The 20,386-nt window shown below is 53.2% G+C and carries 27 protein-coding genes and 1 pseudogene; 12 read left to right on the top strand and 16 right to left on the bottom strand.

Annotated features, from left to right (window positions below; translation table 11 throughout):
• The first annotated feature begins 127 nt into the window (after window positions 1-127).
• Complete coding sequence (locus tag AC6I65_RS09000; RefSeq protein WP_497901576.1) at window positions 128-1,123, top strand: hypothetical protein; 996 nt, start codon at window positions 128-130, stop codon at window positions 1,121-1,123.
• Between the two features lie 267 nt (window positions 1,124-1,390).
• On the opposite strand, the gene AC6I65_RS08995 is transcribed toward AC6I65_RS09000, so the two are convergent.
• The 4 genes and pseudogenes from AC6I65_RS08995 to AC6I65_RS08980 all read right to left on the bottom strand — a co-directional run bounded on the left by AC6I65_RS08995 (window position 1,391) and on the right by AC6I65_RS08980 (window position 2,622).
• Window positions 1,391-1,558 carry a hypothetical protein gene (locus AC6I65_RS08995; RefSeq protein WP_497901575.1) on the bottom strand — a complete coding sequence of 56 codons (168 nt, stop codon included), beginning with the start codon at window positions 1,556-1,558 and terminating at the stop codon, window positions 1,391-1,393.
• Window positions 1,559-1,624: 66 nt separating this feature from the next.
• Window positions 1,625-1,942: a DUF7972 family membrane protein gene (locus tag AC6I65_RS08990; RefSeq protein WP_497901574.1), complete on the bottom strand. Its 318-nt coding sequence runs from the start codon at window positions 1,940-1,942 to the stop codon at window positions 1,625-1,627.
• Between the two features lie 100 nt (window positions 1,943-2,042).
• Window positions 2,043-2,192 (bottom strand): annotated as a pseudogene (locus AC6I65_RS08985) (DUF7972 family membrane protein); the annotation flags it as partial.
• Window positions 2,193-2,223: 31 nt separating this feature from the next.
• Entirely contained in the window at window positions 2,224-2,622 is a 399-nt protein-coding gene (locus AC6I65_RS08980) for a DUF7972 family membrane protein (protein WP_497903187.1), read from the bottom strand.
• Between the two features lie 314 nt (window positions 2,623-2,936).
• Here AC6I65_RS08980 and AC6I65_RS08975 point away from each other — a divergent pair, with 314 nt between their 5' ends.
• The 4 genes from AC6I65_RS08975 (at window position 2,937) to AC6I65_RS08960 (ending at window position 5,589) form a co-directional block, all read left to right on the top strand.
• Complete coding sequence (locus AC6I65_RS08975) at window positions 2,937-3,638, top strand: tyrosine-type recombinase/integrase (protein ID WP_497901573.1); 702 nt, start codon at window positions 2,937-2,939, stop codon at window positions 3,636-3,638.
• A 171-nt stretch (window positions 3,639-3,809) separates the two neighbouring features.
• Complete coding sequence (locus tag AC6I65_RS08970; RefSeq protein ID WP_497901572.1) at window positions 3,810-4,157, top strand: four-helix bundle copper-binding protein; 348 nt, start codon at window positions 3,810-3,812, stop codon at window positions 4,155-4,157.
• 96 nt (window positions 4,158-4,253) lie between these two features.
• Window positions 4,254-4,562: a hypothetical protein gene (locus AC6I65_RS08965; RefSeq protein ID WP_497901571.1), complete on the top strand. Its 309-nt coding sequence runs from the start codon at window positions 4,254-4,256 to the stop codon at window positions 4,560-4,562.
• Window positions 4,563-4,818: 256 nt separating this feature from the next.
• Window positions 4,819-5,589 (top strand): hypothetical protein, encoded by a 771-nt coding sequence (locus AC6I65_RS08960; RefSeq protein ID WP_497901570.1) that lies wholly within the window; start codon window positions 4,819-4,821, stop codon window positions 5,587-5,589.
• 9 nt (window positions 5,590-5,598) lie between these two features.
• On the opposite strand, the gene AC6I65_RS08955 is transcribed toward AC6I65_RS08960, so the two are convergent.
• The 3 genes from AC6I65_RS08955 to AC6I65_RS08945 all read right to left on the bottom strand — a co-directional run bounded on the left by AC6I65_RS08955 (window position 5,599) and on the right by AC6I65_RS08945 (window position 7,413).
• Window positions 5,599-5,739 carry a DUF8139 family protein gene (locus AC6I65_RS08955; protein WP_497903186.1) on the bottom strand — a complete coding sequence of 47 codons (141 nt, stop codon included), beginning with the start codon at window positions 5,737-5,739 and terminating at the stop codon, window positions 5,599-5,601.
• Between the two features lie 159 nt (window positions 5,740-5,898).
• Window positions 5,899-6,747: a hypothetical protein gene (locus tag AC6I65_RS08950; RefSeq protein ID WP_497901569.1), complete on the bottom strand. Its 849-nt coding sequence runs from the start codon at window positions 6,745-6,747 to the stop codon at window positions 5,899-5,901.
• A gap of 216 nt (window positions 6,748-6,963) precedes the next feature.
• Window positions 6,964-7,413 carry a hypothetical protein gene (locus tag AC6I65_RS08945; protein ID WP_497901568.1) on the bottom strand — a complete coding sequence of 150 codons (450 nt, stop codon included), beginning with the start codon at window positions 7,411-7,413 and terminating at the stop codon, window positions 6,964-6,966.
• 438 nt (window positions 7,414-7,851) lie between these two features.
• Between AC6I65_RS08945 and AC6I65_RS08940 the strand changes: the two genes are divergently transcribed.
• The 4 genes from AC6I65_RS08940 to AC6I65_RS08925 all read left to right on the top strand — a co-directional run bounded on the left by AC6I65_RS08940 (window position 7,852) and on the right by AC6I65_RS08925 (window position 10,428).
• Window positions 7,852-8,514 (top strand): helix-turn-helix domain-containing protein, encoded by a 663-nt coding sequence (locus AC6I65_RS08940; protein WP_497901567.1) that lies wholly within the window; start codon window positions 7,852-7,854, stop codon window positions 8,512-8,514.
• Between the two features lie 75 nt (window positions 8,515-8,589).
• Window positions 8,590-8,943: a DUF7344 domain-containing protein gene (locus AC6I65_RS08935; protein ID WP_497901566.1), complete on the top strand. Its 354-nt coding sequence runs from the start codon at window positions 8,590-8,592 to the stop codon at window positions 8,941-8,943.
• Between the two features lie 360 nt (window positions 8,944-9,303).
• The gene (locus tag AC6I65_RS08930; protein WP_497901565.1) at window positions 9,304-9,642 is read left to right on the top strand and encodes a DsrE family protein; all 339 of its coding nucleotides are present in this window, start codon (window positions 9,304-9,306) and stop codon (window positions 9,640-9,642) included.
• Window positions 9,643-10,020: 378 nt separating this feature from the next.
• On the top strand, window positions 10,021-10,428 hold the full coding sequence (locus AC6I65_RS08925) for a nuclear transport factor 2 family protein (RefSeq protein ID WP_497901564.1): 408 nt from the start codon (window positions 10,021-10,023) through the stop codon (window positions 10,426-10,428).
• Between the two features lie 255 nt (window positions 10,429-10,683).
• Here AC6I65_RS08925 and AC6I65_RS08920 read toward each other — a convergent pair whose 3' ends face one another.
• The 6 genes from AC6I65_RS08920 to AC6I65_RS08895 form a co-directional block, all read right to left on the bottom strand.
• A complete protein-coding gene (locus tag AC6I65_RS08920; protein ID WP_497901563.1) occupies window positions 10,684-11,040 on the bottom strand; it encodes a DUF7344 domain-containing protein in 357 nt (118 codons plus the stop codon).
• A 190-nt stretch (window positions 11,041-11,230) separates the two neighbouring features.
• A complete protein-coding gene (locus AC6I65_RS08915) occupies window positions 11,231-11,494 on the bottom strand; it encodes a hypothetical protein (RefSeq protein ID WP_497901562.1) in 264 nt (87 codons plus the stop codon).
• A 235-nt stretch (window positions 11,495-11,729) separates the two neighbouring features.
• Window positions 11,730-12,380: a Cdc6/Cdc18 family protein gene (locus AC6I65_RS08910; protein WP_497901561.1), complete on the bottom strand. Its 651-nt coding sequence runs from the start codon at window positions 12,378-12,380 to the stop codon at window positions 11,730-11,732.
• Window positions 12,343-12,735: a hypothetical protein gene (locus tag AC6I65_RS08905; protein ID WP_497901560.1), complete on the bottom strand. Its 393-nt coding sequence runs from the start codon at window positions 12,733-12,735 to the stop codon at window positions 12,343-12,345. Before AC6I65_RS08905 ends, AC6I65_RS08910 begins: the two co-directional genes overlap by 38 nt.
• A gap of 498 nt (window positions 12,736-13,233) precedes the next feature.
• Window positions 13,234-13,902, bottom strand: a complete 669-nt coding sequence (locus tag AC6I65_RS08900) for a helix-turn-helix domain-containing protein (protein ID WP_497901559.1) — start codon at window positions 13,900-13,902, stop codon at window positions 13,234-13,236.
• Window positions 13,903-15,183: 1,281 nt separating this feature from the next.
• Window positions 15,184-15,567, bottom strand: a complete 384-nt coding sequence (locus tag AC6I65_RS08895; protein ID WP_497901558.1) for a DUF7522 family protein — start codon at window positions 15,565-15,567, stop codon at window positions 15,184-15,186.
• A 447-nt stretch (window positions 15,568-16,014) separates the two neighbouring features.
• Between AC6I65_RS08895 and AC6I65_RS08890 the strand changes: the two genes are divergently transcribed.
• Complete coding sequence (locus tag AC6I65_RS08890) at window positions 16,015-16,212, top strand: hypothetical protein (protein ID WP_497901557.1); 198 nt, start codon at window positions 16,015-16,017, stop codon at window positions 16,210-16,212.
• Window positions 16,213-16,294: 82 nt separating this feature from the next.
• A complete protein-coding gene (locus AC6I65_RS08885) occupies window positions 16,295-17,476 on the top strand; it encodes a hypothetical protein (RefSeq protein WP_497901556.1) in 1,182 nt (393 codons plus the stop codon).
• 79 nt (window positions 17,477-17,555) lie between these two features.
• Here AC6I65_RS08885 and AC6I65_RS08880 read toward each other — a convergent pair whose 3' ends face one another.
• Together AC6I65_RS08880 and AC6I65_RS08875 are read right to left on the bottom strand one after the other, a co-directional pair.
• Complete coding sequence (locus AC6I65_RS08880) at window positions 17,556-17,762, bottom strand: hypothetical protein (protein ID WP_497901555.1); 207 nt, start codon at window positions 17,760-17,762, stop codon at window positions 17,556-17,558.
• Between the two features lie 14 nt (window positions 17,763-17,776).
• Window positions 17,777-17,968: a hypothetical protein gene (locus tag AC6I65_RS08875; RefSeq protein WP_497901554.1), complete on the bottom strand. Its 192-nt coding sequence runs from the start codon at window positions 17,966-17,968 to the stop codon at window positions 17,777-17,779.
• A gap of 120 nt (window positions 17,969-18,088) precedes the next feature.
• Between AC6I65_RS08875 and AC6I65_RS08870 the strand changes: the two genes are divergently transcribed.
• Window positions 18,089-18,826 (top strand): class I SAM-dependent methyltransferase, encoded by a 738-nt coding sequence (locus AC6I65_RS08870; RefSeq protein WP_497901553.1) that lies wholly within the window; start codon window positions 18,089-18,091, stop codon window positions 18,824-18,826.
• Window positions 18,827-19,043: 217 nt separating this feature from the next.
• Here the strand turns inward: AC6I65_RS08870 and AC6I65_RS08865 are convergent, their stop codons facing one another.
• Window positions 19,044-20,132, bottom strand: coding sequence for a tyrosine-type recombinase/integrase (locus AC6I65_RS08865; protein ID WP_497901552.1), 1,089 nt, complete (start codon window positions 20,130-20,132; stop codon window positions 19,044-19,046).
• Window positions 20,133-20,386: the final 254 nt, after the last annotated feature.

The following is a 20,386-nucleotide window of genomic DNA, read 5'->3' as shown; positions in this document are numbered from 1 at the left end:
TCTTGTATGCGACCCATACCCTCTCTTATCCGTTACATACTGTTTGAAGGATAGCAATTTAGCCGCTGTTTTTCACTTGCATCTTCCGGGCAAAGCGTACTGTCTATAGGAGCTATGCTATTGTTTGATGTCAAGAAAGCCAGATATGCCGTCCCCACACGGCGGGACGCCCAGACACGAAGAGCGAGCGACGAGCGATGAGGAGAGAAAGACCACTGAGGAGGGGAGATCTCGTCCCCGGCTAATTGATGCAGTCACTCTCATCGGCCTTGGGTACGTGCTCCGAGATTGGGTTGGTCCAGTGAAAGAAAAGTTCAGTTCTGAGGGCGACGATTCCTCGAAACAGGGCCATGGAGTCACTGCCACGATCAAAGGTCGGACGTGGGGGATGACCCAAGGCGCGGCCGATCAAGTCCAGCAGAGTGGTCAAAAAGTAGCACAAAAGACGGAGGCGACGACGGAGAACGTCGCCAATCGAATCAGAGAGTCCAGCGAGGGATTCAGCGATCAGCCCGAAGAGGGAAGCAAACAGTTCGGCGAGATGGTCGAAGAACGCGGTGAACAGGCCGGCGAGGTGCTCGAAGAGGCAGGTGAGATGGTCGAAAAACGCGGTGAAGAGGCCGGCGAGATGGTCGAAGAAGCCGGTGAAATGCTCGAAGAACGTAGTGAAGAGACGGGTGAGATGGTCGAAGAACGCGGTGAAGAGGCCGGTGAGATGGTCGAAGAACGGGGTAAAGAGGCGGGCGAGATGGTCGAAGAGGGTGGTGAAGAGGCCGGCGAGATGGTCGAAGAACGTAGTGAAGAAACCGGCGAGATGCTTGAAGAGGGTGGTGAGATGGTCGACGAACCTCGTGAAGAGGGTGATGAGATGGTCGAAGACCGTGAAGAGGGTGATGAGATGGTCGAAGACCGTGAAGAGGGTGATGAGATGGTCGACGAACCTCGTGAAGAAGTAGGCGGGATGTTCGGAGAAGGCGGTGAGGCGACTGGCGAAATGAACGAAGAGGGGGAAGACGATGATTGGGACTCGAGAGAAAAGATGGGGGATGGCGGGACAGAAACAGTCGAAATGACTGATGAGGAAAAAATAGTAGAACGTATCCGTCAGACTCTATCAAAATAGGAAAGTACTGAGATCCCGAGATTGAATGTGCGCAGTAAGCATTCGCATGTAGCGGTTGGTTTCGGCCCACACATGTGAAATAAATGAGGGTGCCGTGCTAAACTCATCCTCTGTATGCAGCACGCCACTACTGACAGTGGTTCGGTAGTTCGATCAGGTCTTGCTGAACTCAGGGCGCGAATGTTGCACGAGATTCGACTTAATTTACGAAGGCGACGATCGCAGTACAGACGAAGTACACAGCGTTCAGTCCAGTGGAGAAAGGTATCAACTCTCCGTCCCGGAAAACATTCCTGTCAGCACGACAGCGGTACCCACCAGTCCGAACAGAAGACCCACCAGCGGATACGGATACACTCCCTCGAAGAACACGACCAGAAACAACCCTACAAGCGTCACCTGTACACCGAGAATTCCCGATTCTATTGTGTCCATGGCGACATATGTTCGTCGAGAAATCAAAACACTTCAGTCAATAATCGCTGTCCACACCTTACGGTATTACTCGTCCGATTTCTGTGATTCCGTCATGACCTGACCGCTGATTCGCTGCTGTTCGTCTTCCGGGATGAAGGGGCCGAACGCTGCCGTTCGCTGGGCGATGAGCGCAATACGTACCACGTACGCGAGAAGGACCGAAAGCGGTACAAGCGAGACAGCGACAGTCGCGCTGAGGAGGACGACAATGATCGGGCGTGCAATCGTGAAACCGGGTATTTTTGGGGCGATAAAGATGCCGAGTGCGGTGACGGTGACCGCCGGAAGTCCGGTGTACAGCATCATTCGCGACAGTTCTGCGAGTTCTCGCTGTATCCACAACGATTTGATATAATCGCGCGCGGCGTCGAGCTTCCAAGAAGAGATCCTTTAATTCGTCGAGCGCCTCGATCGCGGTCTCCGAAAGCTCATTCTGGTACGTGGCATCGAGACGACGCGCCGTGTGGAGTTGCCACGAATCGTGATAATCAAGCAGGACGATCAGTGTATCGGTCAGCTCGAAACCGAGGTCTTCGAGATCGACGCTAATGTTGTCGGTCTGTTCGGTGAGTGTTTCGGTATAGTCTCTGATCTCCTCTTGCAGTTGTTCGTTGGTGGCTTTCTCACCCGCCGCTTCGAGCTCCCCCCGCTCGGTCGTTGATGGCGTTTGAAAATTGCAGGAAAAATTCCGACGCCTGTGGTGAACTCACGGAGACGTTCGTGGTGTCCGCAATTTGCTGATGGATATCGAACGTTCCCTTCGTCCGGTCGTACAGATCATCGAGCGAGCCCAATTCCTGCGAGAGAACGATCTGATTGAGACCAACGGCGATGGCGATGAGCGTGAGGAGACCGCTCATCGTCCCGCTGAGAAACCAGACAGCCCGTTCCGAGACGGATAGCGAAATGAATCCGGTGAACCCGAACAGAAGAAAAATGGCGAAAACCAACCCAGTGATAGCGACGGTGATTCGGAATCGATCACCGGTAAGTAATATCCACCGCATCAGGCGGTCGGTCACCGAATCCACTGACGAGATATTCTCTGATTCAGACACAGTGACTGCTACAGGGTGTCATGGGAAATAATCATGGTAGAATTACTGGCGTTCCGTCCCTTGTTCCACTGCTCACTGATAGCACGGAGCTACAGACATCACGGCTACCGGATAGGATGATTGGCGACCAGTACGCAGGTCTACTGATCGGCAGCTTCAGCACGAACCACTTGAAATAAACTATGGCGGTTTGCTGCATCCATCCTCTATATTCAGCACTGTCGAACAATCTCAGTTTTGGATAGTTTCTCTGGGAACCGCGCACACCTCCGGCTGTAATGGCACAGCATCAATCTGAGTCATCAACGTGGGCGAAACGACATCGACGAGCATTGACGACACGACATTCTCACGAAGACGTCCTCACCGACCGAGAGTTTGAATTGTTACTCGAAGCCTGTTCGGAGTTACCCAGTCCCCGTGATTTCCAGGCGCGATTCATCTGTTTGGTCGCAGGTCGGCTTGGGCTGCGTGGGGGCGAGATTTCACATCTCCAGACCACGTGGATCGACTGGGATCGGAAGCTTCTCCAGATTCCACAGCACGAGCCGTGTGCCTGTGGGTACTGTCGTCGTCAAGCAGCTCAGGAAGCGAGTCACTGTGACGACCTCACCGAGGACGAGGCAGTAGAGGCCCGGTGGCACCCAAAGACGGTCTCCTCCGCGCGGGCGATCCCCTTCGACCTGTCTTTGCGTCTCGAATTATGCATCGAACGCTTCGCCAATCGATACGATTCGTTTCCACACTCGCGCTCGACGATCAACAGGCGGGTGAACGAAGCTGCCAAGGCTGCCGATCTTCGAGGGCGTGTTTACCCACACTGTTTGCGAGCAACGGCTGCGAGCTATCACGCCTATCAGGGAGTGGCGCCAGTCCCACTACAGGCATTGATGGGATGGAGCGATCTCGCCACTGCCCAGAAATACATTCGAATTTCCGGAACAGCGACCGCCGATGCACTCCGGCAAGCACATCACTGATAACTAACAGCCCACTCACGATTCTTGTAACCTCTGCTGCATACAGAGCGCAAATACAGCACGAAATTTAGTTCGATCTCCGAAGTGGTGAGCGCTCAGTACAGGGTATTCAGTGAACGGTTGCCTATTCCAGCCCTGGTTTTACGCCGTAGAGTGCTGGTACTGTGAGTGATGGCTTTAACTCAAATCGACCACGTGAACGACCAGATGGGAGAGTGCATTGACAACTGTCTCGAAGCCGCTCAAGCGTGTGAATGGTGCGCTGATGAATGTGCTGGTGAAGGCGAAGGAATGGCCAAGTGCCTTCGTCTCTGTCGGGATGTCGCCGATCTCACGACGCTGCACGCACGCTTCATGGCACGGAACTCGAACTACAGCACGCAACTTGCAGAAGCCTGTGCTAGTGCATGCGAAGAGTGTGCGGACGAGTGCGAACAACACGATGAAGAACACTGTCAGGTGTGTGCTGAAGTGCTTCGCGAGTGTGCCGACTCCTGTCGGGAAATGACGTCAACGTAGAACCCGCAACCAATTCTGCCCGTCCACAAACCCTTTTTTCGTCATCAGCGTATTGTCGGCTTGAATAACTTTGTACGATGCTAGAAATCATACGCTATGGCTCGTGAGACTGCCCCCTCCCGAGAGGAGATTGAAAGACGAATCCAACAGGTCGGAAAATACTCCCACGCGGTCCGTATAGGATTGATAATCATCCTCACTGCGTTTCTGTTAGCCGTTGGTGTCGTCCTTCCCGCAAATCTTGACAGTCCCTCACAGGCGATCGAGTCGATACTTATGCCGCTTACGTTCGTCGGACTGGGGACCATTCTGTACGGAATTGGAATGCATCTTCACTTGATGCATTTGAACCTCGTCCGCCAGTTACAGCCCGAATCGACGGACGACCAACGGTCAGCTCCTTGACTCAAAGGACTGATTTCAAGCGAAACGCAGTATCAAGTATGCTCAGTTCGCACTTCTACTGAGCGAGCCGTTCACTGGGTTTGGCGTGAAACAAACGAAGCCGTTGTGCTGAACTCATTCTCTGTATTCAGCAGCCGATTCCCATCAACTGTTGAAGATTTCAACAGAACCATCCACTTCGGTTTGAGGATATGGGCACAGTGATGAAGCGAGGTGTGCAGTAGTTTATATACTTCATCCACAATTATCAGAATAAATGACGCTCCCGTTCGGCATCACTCTGGGAGAAATCACCGTCGCCGGCGTGGCTCTCGCCGCCGTCAAAATCGGCGGATCAAAACTTGTCGACTGGTGGAGAGACCGCCGTTCCAGTCGCAGAGAACGAGTCCACGACTGGCACCGAGAACTGCAAGATTACCTCTCGGACGTACGCTCCGTTGGCCGTCGTGTCCAAAACGACCGGAAAATAGACCTCGACAAGATTGAGGAACTAATTCCAGCTACAACTGCCATGGATGCACGTGTAAACACGCCTCCATCCGGTGTGCTGTCGATGGTTGACCGCGACACGTTCGCGAAAACGCGACGCGCTGCCGGGCTCGCGTATCATCTCGCTCACCTCCCGGCACCGGACCAAGACGCCGATTCGATTGCAGGTGTGATGCGCCACCAGTACAAACTCCTTCAAGAGTTAGATGTGGAGACTGACGTCGAGATGGGCGATGTACTGGAGATTATCGGGGAGATAAGCCAGCCCGAGGATTTCGACATCAGCACGAAGGAAGCAGAGGAAATTATAGATGCTTTTGAGAAGGAAGCCGACCGGCGGATGGAAGATGCTGAGGAGATGACGGTCGACGAACTGATGGAACTGCCATGGGAGGAAGTGGACCAAGTCATTTCTGAACGCGTCCGCCACGACATAGTCCGGTTCTCTATCGAGCAGTATTACGAGATAGCGTTACTTAAGGCTCCGAAAGAGGCTCGAGCTGCGTTGCAGGGGTCTGAAGATAGACTGTTCGGATAACGAATGGGGCTATTCTGGCCGTAGATCACGCCACCGAACATCCACGCGCTTCCCACTCTCGGCTAGTTCGACTCTATAGAGCACGGAATCCCGCTCATCACCGGTTGCCTGCCCGGCGTCATCCTCGAATACAACGATAACCTCGCCCAGTTTCCTTCACTCCGGACAGAGCGCAGGGACCCTCTTCGTGCTGCATATGCACTCTATATCTTGCACGGCTCTCTTGACAGCGATTCGGTAGTTTGTCCAACGTCTGCTGAACTCAAAGCGTGTCTCCAGCACCATGGGATAGTCCCATCCGGGAGCGTTTCAGCGCGTTTCCATACCGGTATACAGGACGAGTATGGCGCTCAGATACAGCATCATCCAGCCGACAATACCCCACGTCAGTATGTTCGACGGATCGAAGTTATCCCAGACGCGAGCGACACCGATTAGTACCAGCGTGAAACCGAGTATCTGGCTTTGGATCAGTATTCGGGCCGCACTCCAGCGCGGATCGAGCACGACGACGCCGTTCACGACGCCAAAGAGCACGAACCATCCGGCCAAAATGCGCGCCGTCAAGGGAGAGATCGTCCACGGCCAGGCACCGATCATTAATTCGGGGGTGACAAACAGAGCGACGGCACTGATTGTGAGGACAACACCGATACTGCCTCCGAGTACTCGTACCGCTTGTGGAAGACAGATCGCATCTACTGCTATCTCACCAGAATCGGTTCGACGATTGAGTACCCAAATAGTGGGAATAAGTAGGGGTGTCACTGCGTAAAGAAAGACCCAGAGGTAGAACGTGTGATGACTGTGGTTGAACTTTTCCCAGTGAAGCACGGTGGCGATAGCCATCACCCAGGTGAATGTGGCGATACCGAGAAAGACCGGGGCGACTTTGTGCCATGCGTCGACGGTGGAAACGCGGTAGAAGAAATACACGCCTGCTCCGTAGCCAGCACCCATTATGATCGGCGTCATCTCGGGACGGATCGTCCACGCGAAGAACTCGGTCGTCCGATCTGGCAGTCCGTACAGAACTAGAAACGCCGCGGCCAAAAACGGGATTATGAAGCGTGCGACCCAACGGGTCAGAGACAGAACCTGGTCGTCATGGACAGAGACGTCCACTCCTTTTCGAAAAATTGCTTTCGATTTGACCAACGAATATCACCTAATACTCTCCTTCTTTGCTTCGTCAGAGTATAACCGTTCCCCTCAAAATCTGATGGATCTACCCTCTGTATCTGCATGCTTCTCTTGACAACGATTCGGTAGCTTGTCCAGTGTCTGCTAAATTCAAAGCGCGAATGTGGCAATCGGTAGTGCGTTATCAACCCAGAGGACGAACGCTCAGTATAGGATTTCACTAATGAGGCTTCATCTCAAAACCTGATCATACAGTATAAACTCATCTAATTCGAAATAACCAATACTTGAACGAATATATAGTGTAGAGTAGCGAGAGTTCGAATCATTGGGGGAAGGATATTCTCCAATATCTGTTAGGTCCCGGAACATTTTGCGAAAATGCTTCGCGTCTCCACAAGCGACGGCACTTCCTCTGGAAACATAAAAATCAAAAAGTGTTTTTGATAATTCATGAAGTTCGAAATAATTCACCACCGATGAGTTTGTCCGGGTTTCACGAACAGGCTCATGCATTTTCAGGGAAGCTTCCGGATATTCGCACTCACCCTCTTCGCTTAGTGCTTCAGGTTCGTTTTCCAGTGTATGCCCGTTCGAATCGTCTTTGGCTTGTGAAAGACAACCAGAAATACTACCGACAGCGGCGAGCTCAATCCCCCGAAGCAACGAGCGTCGATTCATATTGATGCTTTGCTAACCACTCGCATATACCTTGGCTTAACTAAAACATCTATTTGAGTACCGTGTTCCATCACCTTGAATCTGGCACGGATCGAACGATGAGGACTACTGTGAATCCAGCGGTCAACTAACCTCTTTCTCTGGTCAGTTCGCAAGCCCACCGACTATCCTATTCAGCACAGGCCGCTCGGAATAAACACGGTTAACTTGCTGAACTCATTCTCTGTATACAGCACCAGTTCAGCAGACTATCGTGACACTGTCAGTTCGGGGCTGATGCATACAGAGAATGAGTTCAGCACGACAACTTCATTTGCTTTCACGCCGAAACAGGTGAACTAACCACTCACTACACGTACTTATCGAGCATTTCCGGATTAGAACTCTCCACAAAAACAGGAGAATCCATACGCGTGTAGCGCGTGTATAGTCACGGTAATGAGCGTCATCGTAGAGTTCACAATTGAGGCAGAGGCGTTTACACTCGGCAGGGTGCTGTCGGGGCCACCGAAGATGCACATCGAACTTGAGCGAATTGTCCCGACAGGGTCAATGGAGATGCCGTTCCTGTGGGCGACCGGAACCGGCTTCAACGCGTTCGAAACGAAGGTACGGGACAGTCCTTACGTCAAAGAACTCCACACTCTCGACAGGATCGAGGACAGCGGCCTGTACCGGGTCGAATGGAACGAACCCCGCGAGGGCGACCTCACGGAAGGGATTGCACGGACGAACGCAATCGTCCTCGAAGCGCACGGGGGTGACACGTGGGAGTTTCGACTTCGCTTTACCAATCACGATGCCCTCTCACAATTTCATAACTACTGCACCACCCACGACTTCCAACTCATCATCGAGCGTACCTACACGTTACGAGAAACGACCGATAGTGGCCATCAGTTCAACCTCTCGCAGAAACAACGCGAAGCGCTCGTCCTCGCCCTCCAATGGGGCTATTTCGGCACGCCACGTGAAACCTCCCTCGACGAATTGGCGGACGAGCTTCGGCTCTCGAAGCAGGCACTGTCAGACCGCATTCGTCGGGGCAACGAGACGGTACTTCGCTCTGTGTTGCTCTCGTCAGTGGCCGATTCCGACTGACTGGGAGCAGGTGGTATAAAAATAACCAGACCGGTCAAGATACACACTCTCCCGCCTCAGACTGGTACGTGTCGTATGCCACCTGCCACCAATAACGATGAGTCCACTCCCTCACACGAGGATATCGCAGTTGGTGAGGTGTGTTCTGCGCTTGCAAATGAGCGGTGTCGCTCGGTCCTCTACTACTTTCAGGAATCAACGCCTACTGTGGCGTCGTACGAAGCCCTCATCACGTACAGTTACGAGCATGACGATACCATCGACACTCGGGAGCAGGCAGCCATCGCCCTCCAGCATGTTACACTGCCAAAATTGGAAGAAGCGGGGATAATTGAGCACGATGGACGCAGTTCCACCGTTCGGTATCGAGGATTTCCGCAGTTAGAGACGATGGTCCGACTTGTGGCCGACATGGAAGATGAACTATAGTACAGGTCCCTCTTTTTTCGCCTTGATAGTATCTGAATAGCCTGCTACGTATATTCGCTGTACTGAGCGTTTGACCTTCCGTGTTGATCGCTCCTCAGTCAATGCCACACTCGCGCTCTGTATCCAGCACGCCCCTCTTGACAGTGGTTCGGTAGTTCGACCAGATCTTGCTGAATACAGAGCGCATATTTGGCACGGAGGAGACGGTGTTCCAGTCTCAATTGAACCGGGACAGACAGAGGGACAAAGTAACGATTTCGGGGGTCTCATTATTCGGTTCTTCCCGGAATCACACCCTTCGCAGATCTTTTCACTTGCAAGCAATAGGCAGTAGCCCTTACTTCCCCTTCGTTGAAACACATGCAAACAGTTATTCATCTCATTTCAGGTGACGAGAACGAACAAGAAACAGCACTGGCTATTGCCAGAAACATCTTAGACGATGAGACTGGCAGTATTGACGACGTTGCGGTTGTCGTTCAGGCAGGTGCAGTGAAGGCGATCCAAACCGGCCAAGAGACCGAGAAGCAAGTTCGGGCCCTATTGGACGACGGTGTCTCATTCAAAGCCTGCAGCAACACACTGGAAATGATGGATCTTGACGAATCCGACCTCGTTACCGGCGTTGAGACCGTCCCAGAGGGCGCCGTGGAAGTTACGCGGTTGCAAACAGAAGGATACGCCTATATGCGGCCGTAGTGAGCTTGCGAAACTCTACTTGATTTGGGTAGGTTCACAACAGCCGTCTACACCTACCTTATTCAGCCCAGGGTGAAAAGCAGTCGCTGTCGTGATGGATACATGCTCTATATTCAGCAGGCATCTTCTGACAGAATCTGAGGAGGAAGCTCAGTTTCTGCTGAATACAGCGCGCATATGCAGCATCGAGGATCGGCCGGAACGAACCGTCGGAAATGATATAGACAGTGACCGCAGGGATCCTCTCGGTGTGCTTCCCTGTCTAACCTGTGTTGATAACAGTGTTAACTCGGTCAATGTTCCCACCAATTACTGGGTCGATGCGCATGATGGCATGCCCACCATGAGGCTATAGGTCCGGCTATCGTCTATGGTGATATGCCAGGAGAGACAGAGAAGCCCAATACCGTGAGAGTACAGGAACTATACGATTCGTTTAGCAAGGGTGATTTCGAGGCCATACGAAACATCATGGATCCAGATGTGGAGTTACACGAACCAAAGGGGATCGCTGGCGGGGGAACACACCACGGATTCGACGAGATTGTTGAGAACGTCTTTTCCAGGGTAGGAACTGAGTGGGAGGATGTTTCGGTCGTCCCAGAGCGGTACGTCGAGGACGATGATACCGTCGTTGTACTTCTCACTTGGAGTGGTACGTCTACCAAGACGGGAAAGTCAGTCGAATACCCGAACGCGCACGTCTTCGATTTCGAGGAGGGGAAGATCATTCAGTGGAGATCATACGCTGACACCGCGTTATTCAACGCCGCGCTCGAAGCGTGAACTACCACGAGCATCAGTGTTGCGTCATTCCTGACCGAACTGAAGACATACAATCTCTGAGTGGGTCACGTCGTTTCTGGCAGGAATCGGATTGTTTGTTTAGCGACTGCTGAACTCATAGCGCGAATGTCGCACGAGATCTGGATCGATTTGCGAAGGTGGTGAGCGCTCAGTATAGGCGTTGTAGTGAACGAATTTGCACCCTTACTATCGTCACCACACCGGAACGTCTCGCGAAAACCCTTGGACAGTCGTCTATGCGTTAGCGTGACCGCAGAGTTCCAGATACGGCGCAACTACTGTTCGCCCGACCGCTAATTCCACCTGTTCCTCGTCCGTGCTGTATCGAACGAGTCCCGCATCACGAAGGTGCGGCAGGTGACAGTGCGCCAAGTCGGTGAGAACGCGTTCGTATCGTTCGTTCGTCGGCTCGCCTTCTTTGATCGCGATGTACTCGGCCAGATCGCCGAGCGGGATGGCCGCCGGTTTTTGCGCCAGATATGCCACTGCGTGCTGTCGACGGTCGTGGGAAAAGGCCGTAAACAGCTGCGTCGGGGTGATATCGCGGCGCTCATCGTCGGGCTGGTTCGGGTCTCTGGTTAGTGCTGTCATGGTTATCTGCTGGTACTGTACCTACACGGCGTTCTATCCAACACATCATCGCGCGCCAACTTCAGCAGAGTACGTCTGGCACTACGTGGATTAGGAACCCTCATATATCTTCTTGTTCTCACAAAGTGCTAGAAAACTAATATACTGTATATGTTGTCGATCGGCTCGGGTTATCTATTCAATTTCCTGATCACTCTTCGAGCAGTGATGGATCGTATGTCCGCTCAGCGGGCGGCACTTTTTCGATCGTGACTCGCCAATTCGGGGCATCGGAAACAGGTCCGGGAAACTCCCACGTATCTTCAACGGCGGCTCCACGGCCATACGCCGAGATGATCAGGTCCTTGAGTTCGTGTTCGAATGTGGCCGATGCGTCAGTGGAGGATGTTGAGGGGTGATTGGCTTCCATGATGGATAGAGGCGTCAGGGCGATGATCACGCTCGGAACGCTCACAGTATCCAAGCATGGGACATAGATAACAATGTCGTTCAGCGATTACGTTCACAAGACTCTGATGAAACCTCCTTCTTAGACAACAGTCCTAGTGAAATTATTGCTCACTACGCACCTCTACGCAATAACTGATTCGCCGGAGTGAAGATGAAAGGAAGAATCTCTCCTTGATGAATACAGCCTCTGTATTCAGCAGGCACATTCTGTCAATTTCTAATGACTTCAACAGAGCCGACTAAGCAACCACTTCAGCTTCATCTAAGAGCGACCGATATCGTCGCCACCGGGACTTGCCTTCGGCCTCAATGTAGTTGTACTTCGCCAATTTCTCGAGCATATTCCGCCGCTGGCGTTTCGTACGGCCGCGATTCTCCCATTTCGCCTCGTACTTCTCGTGGAGTTCTCGAGCAGCGATCTCGCCCTCGCTATGGACGATTTTGAGCAGCGACACCTCGTGATTGTTGAGTCCCTCCGTCGAATATCGTGGGGTAGAAGCGGCTGCCTCGATCGCCTTTTTGACGTCTTCGTCAGTTATAGGTCGCTCGTTTCTCTCAGCGCGCTGGGCTGCCTTGTGTAACGTTTTGATCGCTTCGCGAGCGTCGCCCGACGCGGCCGCGATTCGTTCGACCTGGCGGTCATCGATCGCCCCCGGTTGGAGGCCGGCCTTCACCCGGTCCCCGAGGATCTCGGTCAGCTCCGTCGTGGAGTACTCCGCGAATCGAATATCGGTCGAGCCACCCAGCCGGGAGATAACGCGCTCATCGAGTGATGAGAAAAACTGGTGGCGCCGATTGCTGATGAGCACCAGCGAGAGACCTTCGATCTCGTATAGTCGGTACAAGAGATCCTTATCGTCCAGGCGATCGGCCTCGTCGAGCGCGACCACGGCGGGCTTGTCGAGATCGTCGATGGCTTCGCGGATTCGTTCGAGGAGTACCGGCTGGGGTGTTGACGAACGTTCTGAGGATTTTCTCGAGGACCTCAAAGGGTTTGTAGTTGACCCAGCAGTTCACCATGACAGTGACGACGTCCTCGTCGCTCATCTTGAGTTGCTCGAGGGCGTACATCGAAGAGACAGTTTTTCCCACTCCAGGCGGGCCGTAAATTGTAACGACGTTATCGACCACGCCACCGATCGCCGGCGCGAGTGCGTTCGAGAAGGTGATGAGTTCCTGGGTCCGGTGCTTGATATCACCGGGGACCCAGTCCTCGTCGAAGACATCCTCGTCTCTAATGACCATAGACTGACGTCCTCAGACAGAGGTAATAACAATTGGCTGTGGATTTCCGCTATTTCCGGGAACTACTCTGTAGATGATTACCGAGGAGTAAAGCCGTTGAAATGGCTGATCCTCTCGGAAATGACGGAAGCAACTGACGGGAATCTGTTGAAAACATCAACCGTTGATAGGAACCGTACCCTGAATACAGAGGTTAAGTCCACCAGGAGAGTTTCGCGCATTTTCTCTGTCTGCTCAGTAGCCCACTCGTCGTTCAATTCAGTCCTCTCGAAAACCCGTAGTACTCGTCTTTCCGACGGCCTGAAATTCGGTTGACCCGCATTGACAGCCGTTTCTCGCCCCGATCGGTTGTGCCGTGCCGTCAGGCCATTGCCTCGCTGCATAGGCCGATCCGCAATCGACACAGGTGACGGCTGTCCGTTTGCTCGTTCCATTGGGCATAACTATCTCTTCAACGAGTAATACCGTCAGCGCTTCTTTTGGGTATCCAACGGGTCTTTAAGCACCTTCTCGATTCGACTCTAGCTTTTCGGGAAGGGTACTGCCGAGGATGTGTTTGATCCCCCGGCGGAGCCGGGATGCGATGGCCTGCTGAGAGATGCCGAGTTCGTCGCCGAGTTCTGCCATCGTCACTTCGCGCGGGGATTCGAAGTACCCACGCTCGTAGGCGAGTACCAGCGTGTCTTGCTGCGTGTCAGTGAGTGCTGCCGCGGTTTCGGTTTCGACCGGTGTCAATGCGTGCAGTTCTGTCAGCGTGACCGGGATGTCTAACTCTCGACAGCGAGATTGAAAGGTTGCAAGATCGCTTCGAGTGTCTCCGCGAATGTCGAACGTCCACCGACGGCTCGTGCCGGTCGCTTTGATGAGCGGAACGCCGGTCTCAGTCAGCACGCTCAGCACGTCGTCGTACTCGATCGACCACTCGACCCGCAGGAGATACTCGCCATCGACGGAATCGACGAGCTGGATGTCCCTCACGCCCGGGTGGGCATCAAACGCGGCCTCGATGTCGTCAACTTCCGTTCCTCGAACCCAGAAGTAGGGGATCACCACGTCCTGTGACGGAATCAGTCGCTCCAGTTCGACCGTCACGTCCGGGAGTTGTGCGAACACGGTACCGAGGGGGAACTGATCGGATGGGACGGTAAAGGTCGCCTCAGTCGCCATGACTCGAACGATGTCACACTGATTGTAAAACTCTTCCATGGAACAATGTGGAGGGGACGAAGGACTCCGTCACCCGCTTTTGAGCGCTCTCGACGTGTTGACTACGCGCTTTCAGTTCAGCATAGACTAAATGAGCTACGCGGTTTTTGTCAGAAACAACGTGATCGACTCGGAGGATGTTTTCAGCAAACGAGTTTTATTTATTCCGAATGGTTTTCGCTGAATTTTCCGTTTAGTAGACTTGCGAACTGATCGCGAGGAGATCGTTAGCGATCTCACTTCACCGGATGAAGTCGATCAACTAGCACAGGCGATTGAGGACTTCTGGCTAAAAACCGCCAACTTACCTCCCAAGGAGAACTAAGAGACCTCTGTCGATCGAGGGGAACGGACGTTACTCACATCTTGTGAAGATCAAGTTTCGTCACTACACCTATTGCGAGCCAGCGATCGCGAGTAAGACGACGATAGGCACTCCAATCGCGAGCAGCGGCGCCGCGAGTTCGGGTCCGGATTTAAAGGGCCTATCGTCGACGGACATGCGGTCGATAGACTAACAGTAGCTATTTCACATTAATCTGAGCGGGGCGCTGTCTGTCGTTGTCGACAGATCTGATTAACACATGATCGCCCCGCTTCCTAACTCCATGCGACTCTGTTGCGATCCTTAGAACATGAAGGTTTGGCACCCCCTGCGGTAAGTACACGTGAAGCACATATCCTTAAGTACAGTTTGTATAGACAACACACAGTGCCATCCGTTTCTATCCCCGAAACCAACTCCCGAAATCAACTATGGAATGTACCGACTGTCAAAGAGAGGATGGGAAAGTGACTAAAGTAACATTTGAGGGAGGAGATATCAACTGGGCATCCGTTTGCGAGGACTGTATCATAGAGTACGTTATGAATTTGAACGTCGCTGAAATCGATCGTGTACGGCTATCATGAGAACGGTCAGTTCGCACGTGTAGTGAGCGTGCGTTTCACGCTAAAACACATCTAAAGAATAGGATTTCAACAGAACCTTTCACGTAGCAACGGCCATATTTGTCAAAAACCGTACGAAGAACGCCTCTCGCGCGGTTTTAACCGATAGAATAACATAGGTCTGGCCAAGACGGTCAATTGCGCAGGGAGGGGGACATCACCAACCCAGGTGTAGCTCATCCTCCAACCACCAACCACCATCATTTCCCCGCGTTTGACACACTGATATCACCAACGTTCGGACTTTAAGGCCGATTCTACTGTTGGTAGGTGTGGCGCCAGCACTCTGACTTACGCACTACTGGGCTCGACGACGTCGGCACACTCACACACCAGCTCGCGAACATCGTCAGCCGTGCCTGCGTTGATCGAGGCGACGATCCCTTCGGTTTCGTCGACGACGAAGTGAAGCTCCGTCGCGTGGTCGAAAAACCGAGCGGTCGCAATCAAATCTCCGTGAGCGTACAGCGACTCCTGGTGGGGTGTATTAAGTGCTTCCAATCGGTTATCGCGGAATATTCGCTGGAGTTGGCCGCTGTCGTATGCAGATTCGACGTCTTCACGAGTGTAGATAAACTCGCTGCCCTCCGGCGTGTAATAGCCAACACTACGGAGTTCGTCGCCGAACTGCTCATCCAGAAAATCGGTCAGTTGGGCTGCAGTCTCTTGAACCATCACAGTTAGATTGACAGTCACTAATGATAATATTATAGGCCGACTCGAACCGTTTCCCGTTACATTTTGAGGATCTCGAGCTTCGAGACCAAACTGAGAGAAAGCCCTGAAATCAAAACTAGGACTAGAAGGGGAACCACGATCGAGAGTGACGTTCCCAGGAGTGGACCAAACGTCACCTCAGCATCCGCCAGTATCTCTCGAACGATATGCCGGCCGATGAAGTAGAACAGAATACCGAATCCAATCCCGAGTGCAATGAAGATCGGCAAGATGCGACGTTTCATATCCGAGGATCCAACGCATCACTATAGAACCCTGTGGCCACTCGCCAATTAGATGTCAACAAACCGTGCCAGATGATCTCTCACTCGAGTGAATGAAGGTGCCTGGCGTATTTGCAGGCTATACTGTAGTTTATATACGGTCACGCGGCCAGTACCAGCGATGGACTTCGAGACCACACCGGAAGAGGACTGGGTGACGATCGTTGCCCTTGAGGCGCTCGCGAACAGCGACGAAGTCAACGAGACGATTGCCCGGCGAGCGCACTGGCTTGCGGTCGGGATGGGTGAAGCATACGGGCTCGGGCCTGGCGAAGCGGTGGCAAAACTCCAACGTTTCACAGCCACTGACTCTGCTTGAGTTACAGGCTAGTGTACCGCCATCAGTGACTATAACCGAACATTCCGGAATACTAATCAGTGAGTGTATTGATGCATCGTTTATGGCTGTTTCCGATCACATCCCGTTAGCAGAAGCAGGAAATACAAAACGCAATATCCTGGTAGGACTTCTGTATTTCATCTTATTGCCGCTTGTCGTTATCGTTCTGCCATTCTATTTACTGTTCGCGATCGGAACGAACCGTAATGGGTTAGATGATTCAATCCAGAATTCCTCCCTCGGATCCATCCCTGGAATTGGAGCCGGAGGGTGGACCTCGGCAGTCATCGTTTTTCTCATCGTATTTGTCGCGATAGGGGCGATAGGTGCGATTGGGCCAGACACAGATACTGGCGATGGTGTTGAACCAGAGGTGAATGGCGACAGCAACGACCCTGGTTCTGAAAACACAGATGATCAGGACAGCAGCTCCAGTAACGATGGATCTGATGAAGGTGATGAGAGCGAAAGTGATGATGGCTCCAATGGCGATCCAGAGGATAGTGATGGTGATGGAGCCGAAGATGACGGTGAAAGCGACTCTGCAGATGGGGGCGATTCCTCAGATGGTGGTGATAATGACGATAGTTCGGACGACGGAAGCAGCTCCGGTGACGGCGACAGTGGTTCCGAAGAGCCCCAGCTTACGACCCTCGAATCGATTAGCGAGACGGGCGATTATCACGACTCCAATGCACAGACCCTCTCGGGTAGCGGTCAGACAGTTACGGACACGATTACCCTCGGAGGCGCGTTTACGGCGTTTGATTACGAACACGATGGCGGCTCGAACTTCCAGGTCGAGATCATAAACGAAGAAACCGGCGAGACCGAGGAGTATCTCGTCAATGAAATCGGCGCAGTCGACGGTGTCACGGGGGTTGGTCTTCCGGATGGATCGTACAGGCTCGATGTAAATGCAGACGGCGACTGGGAGATTACGGTCGCACAACCGTTCCCGGAGGATAGCGAGATACACTCACTTCCGGCTGAGGCCAGTGGCGAGGGTAACGACGTTGTTGGGCCTATCGAACTTGAGGGCAATACTGTTGTCTCCGGCAAGCACAGTGGTGAGTCCAATTTCATCGTTGAGGTTGTAGACGAGGACGCAACCAGCTTCCTTGATGGTGAAATCATCTTCAACGAAATCGGCGAGTTTGAAGGTGAGACCCACGTAAGCTATGAAGGAGTCGTCTGGGTTGTCGTTGAAGCGGATGGCAATTGGGAACTCGAATTCGACTAATAATGTTGAGGTAACGGCCGAATTTCAATATACGGTTCCTTGTCGTCCGAAACCACAGCGAAACTCGAGCAAGTCGAATTCACTTCCAGACCCAGAGCGAGAAGATGTCGTCCTCGTCTATTTCTGGTTTCGGTTTCGGCTTTAGTTCTGGTTCGTCGACGATCTCAGGATCAGGGTCCGGTTCGTCACCCCGGCCGCCGCGAACGCCACGGTCGTCGACGTCGTCGCTGTTCGTGAGCAGTGCATCGATAATCGTCTGCAACGTCTTGAGTAATTTCGTGAACATTGGATTCTACGGAGTCACTCCTTTCGGAGCAGTTTAAGCGCCACCTCGTACGTTTTCGGGACCGGATTAGCTCGAGTCGCTGACCATCCCGCGAGGACGTACTCGTCCTCGACGTCGGCGAGGGCGTGCCCAGTCGGCGTGACGAGATCGGCCGTCAGCTCCTCGCCCGGGAGTGTGTCGACGACGACATTCGGCCCGTCTGGCACCGATCGGACGGTCGTCGCCTCTACCCGCGACCCGATCGCTTCGATTAGACCGAGTCTGAATGTTAATGCTACACATTATCATTGTAGATTTATTATAATTGAGTCGTGATAACACACCATATGGATCCGGATCCATTTGGGCGGGCCATCCGTGACCATTATCTTGGCGAACGGGAGGAGCCACTCATCGACCGGGATGGTGATGAAACACGTGAACACGCAATTGAACACTGGTACTTCGGCGAATACGAGCCCGACGAGTGGTTTGACCCGCTGATTGACGGACCGTTTCTCGATATGGGTGCTGGCGTCGGTCGTGATACGTTGTATTTCCAAGAGCAGTTCGAAACCGTCGCTATCGAAGTCAGTGAGCACCTCATAAAAACGATGCACGGTCGTGGTGTGAAAGACGCCCGCTACGCGGACATGTTCTCACTCCGTGACTATTTCGAACGGGATCGGTTTCGGACAGCCCTTTCAAACGGCACCCAACTGGGACTTGCCGGGTCGATGGCGGGCGTCCGGCAGTTCCTCAATGACCTCGCATACGTTACCACGCCTGACGCGACTGCGATCCTTGACAACTACGCACCTGAGAAAGCGATAACACGAGACGTCTTCGCCTACCGGGAAGATCCGGTGCCCGGTCTCGCATACCGTGTCTTCCATTGTGAGTATGAGGGGGAGGTGGGCCGGACACTCTTGTTCAGATTGTTTAGTGTGGACCGCCTTCGGGAGGCTACCATCGGAACTCCGTGGGAGATATCTGAGTTCAGCTATGGACACCCGGAGCACGAAGGCGATTCGAATCAGTGGGTCGCAGTCCTCACGAAAGCCTCCCCCGCAAAAGTGGCGTAAGAGCGGTTTTTGACTCTCAGGTCTTCGTGTCGCCCAGTGTCTTTTTGACGCGACGGTCAGTTCGCATGTGTGTGTATCGGTTGGTTCTCCCCGAATGTGATGAAATAAATGAACTGACCGTGCTGCATCCATCCTCTGTATTCAGCGTGTCATGCCTATCAATCTTTAAGGGTTTCAACAGAGTCTCTCCGCCCGAAGACCGTTTCAACACTGTCTGTTACAAGCCATCCGGTTCGTCCATCGGTCGACCGCCATCAGTCATCGCATACTGCTCCATCGTCGTCTCCAGCACCTCCCGCCGCTGACGGGATTTTCGTTCCTCGCTCCGCTGGTCATAGTGCTTTTCCAGGACGGGTACCGACACGTCGACCCGGTCGCTCAAAAGCTCCTTGGGGACGCCCGCGTCAAGCTGATTCATGATAGCCCATTTCCGGAGCGGATGCGTGCTGAATGAGGATGGACAGTGCATGGCCTTCGCGGGAGCGACCGCTTCGCAGTCGTCAATTTGGCGATCGTGGGGGCAGTCAGGGTCGTATCCGCAAGGTCGAGTAAGCTTGTAGAAATCCCGGCGAACAGTCGTCGTAGAGACGCGCCCCTGTTGCGTCGTGAACAGCGGCTCCCGGTCGAACTCGTCGGTCACGTCGTGCCGATTATGACCGACATAGTCCCCCAGTATCGCTAGCAGGTGCGGCGAGACGTTGATGATTCGCTCGCCGTCTGATCCGTTTTTTAGCGGCGTGCCGTACACATCTGGATGTTCCGGGCGATGGCGGAGATGGATGACCCTCTCGTCCGATCGAACATCCTCGAGATCGATCGCTCGAAGAGCACCGAGTCGAATCCCGACTTCAGCAACGAGTTCGAACTGCGTGTGGCACCGGGATGCGTACTCAAAGCGTCCATAGTAAGTCCGGATAGCCTCTACCTGCTGATCTTCGGGTACGTCCGTTTTGACCTCCTCGTCCGGTGGAACGTTCGGAAGCGGGACCCGCTCAGCTAGGTCTTCCTCTACGGCCTCGATCGTCTCACAGAAACGGAGGAACCGTCGCAGGACGCCAAGCGTCCCATTGAGGGTGATCGTATTGATGTCGGTTTCGGTTTTGCGCCAGGTTTTGAACGCGACGAGGTCACGTCCACCGAGTTCATTAATATTGGTGAGCCCGGTCTCCTCGGCCCACGCTTGGAAAATCTCGAGCGCGTAACGGTGTGTGCGTCGAGTCGCTTCCCGGAGTTCATCATGCCGGTGCTCTTGGTACCACTCGATGGCATCTTCGGGCGAAATCGGCTCCAAATTGTCGTTACTCATTGGTTTCCCGTTTCTGTTTTCGACCGTGCTGTCGAGTTTTGCTTAGACTGTGCATCGTGCCGTTTTGCTCATCGGTAACGAAACCGGTTCTATATGGCATCACGTGAACTACTCAATGAATTGGACTTACAAATATAATGGTGAGAGGTTGGTAGTTGGTGAAACCACCCGACTATTATTTTGAAAAGCTCAGGGTGTTGCTAGAATTAGTCTCTTTTGTATAGTTTAACCACCAATTCCGGTTTTGTTCTGGA

Source organism: Natronosalvus sp. KLKA75 (genome assembly GCF_059736265.1).
This window is presented reverse-complemented; position numbering and strand designations above follow the sequence as displayed.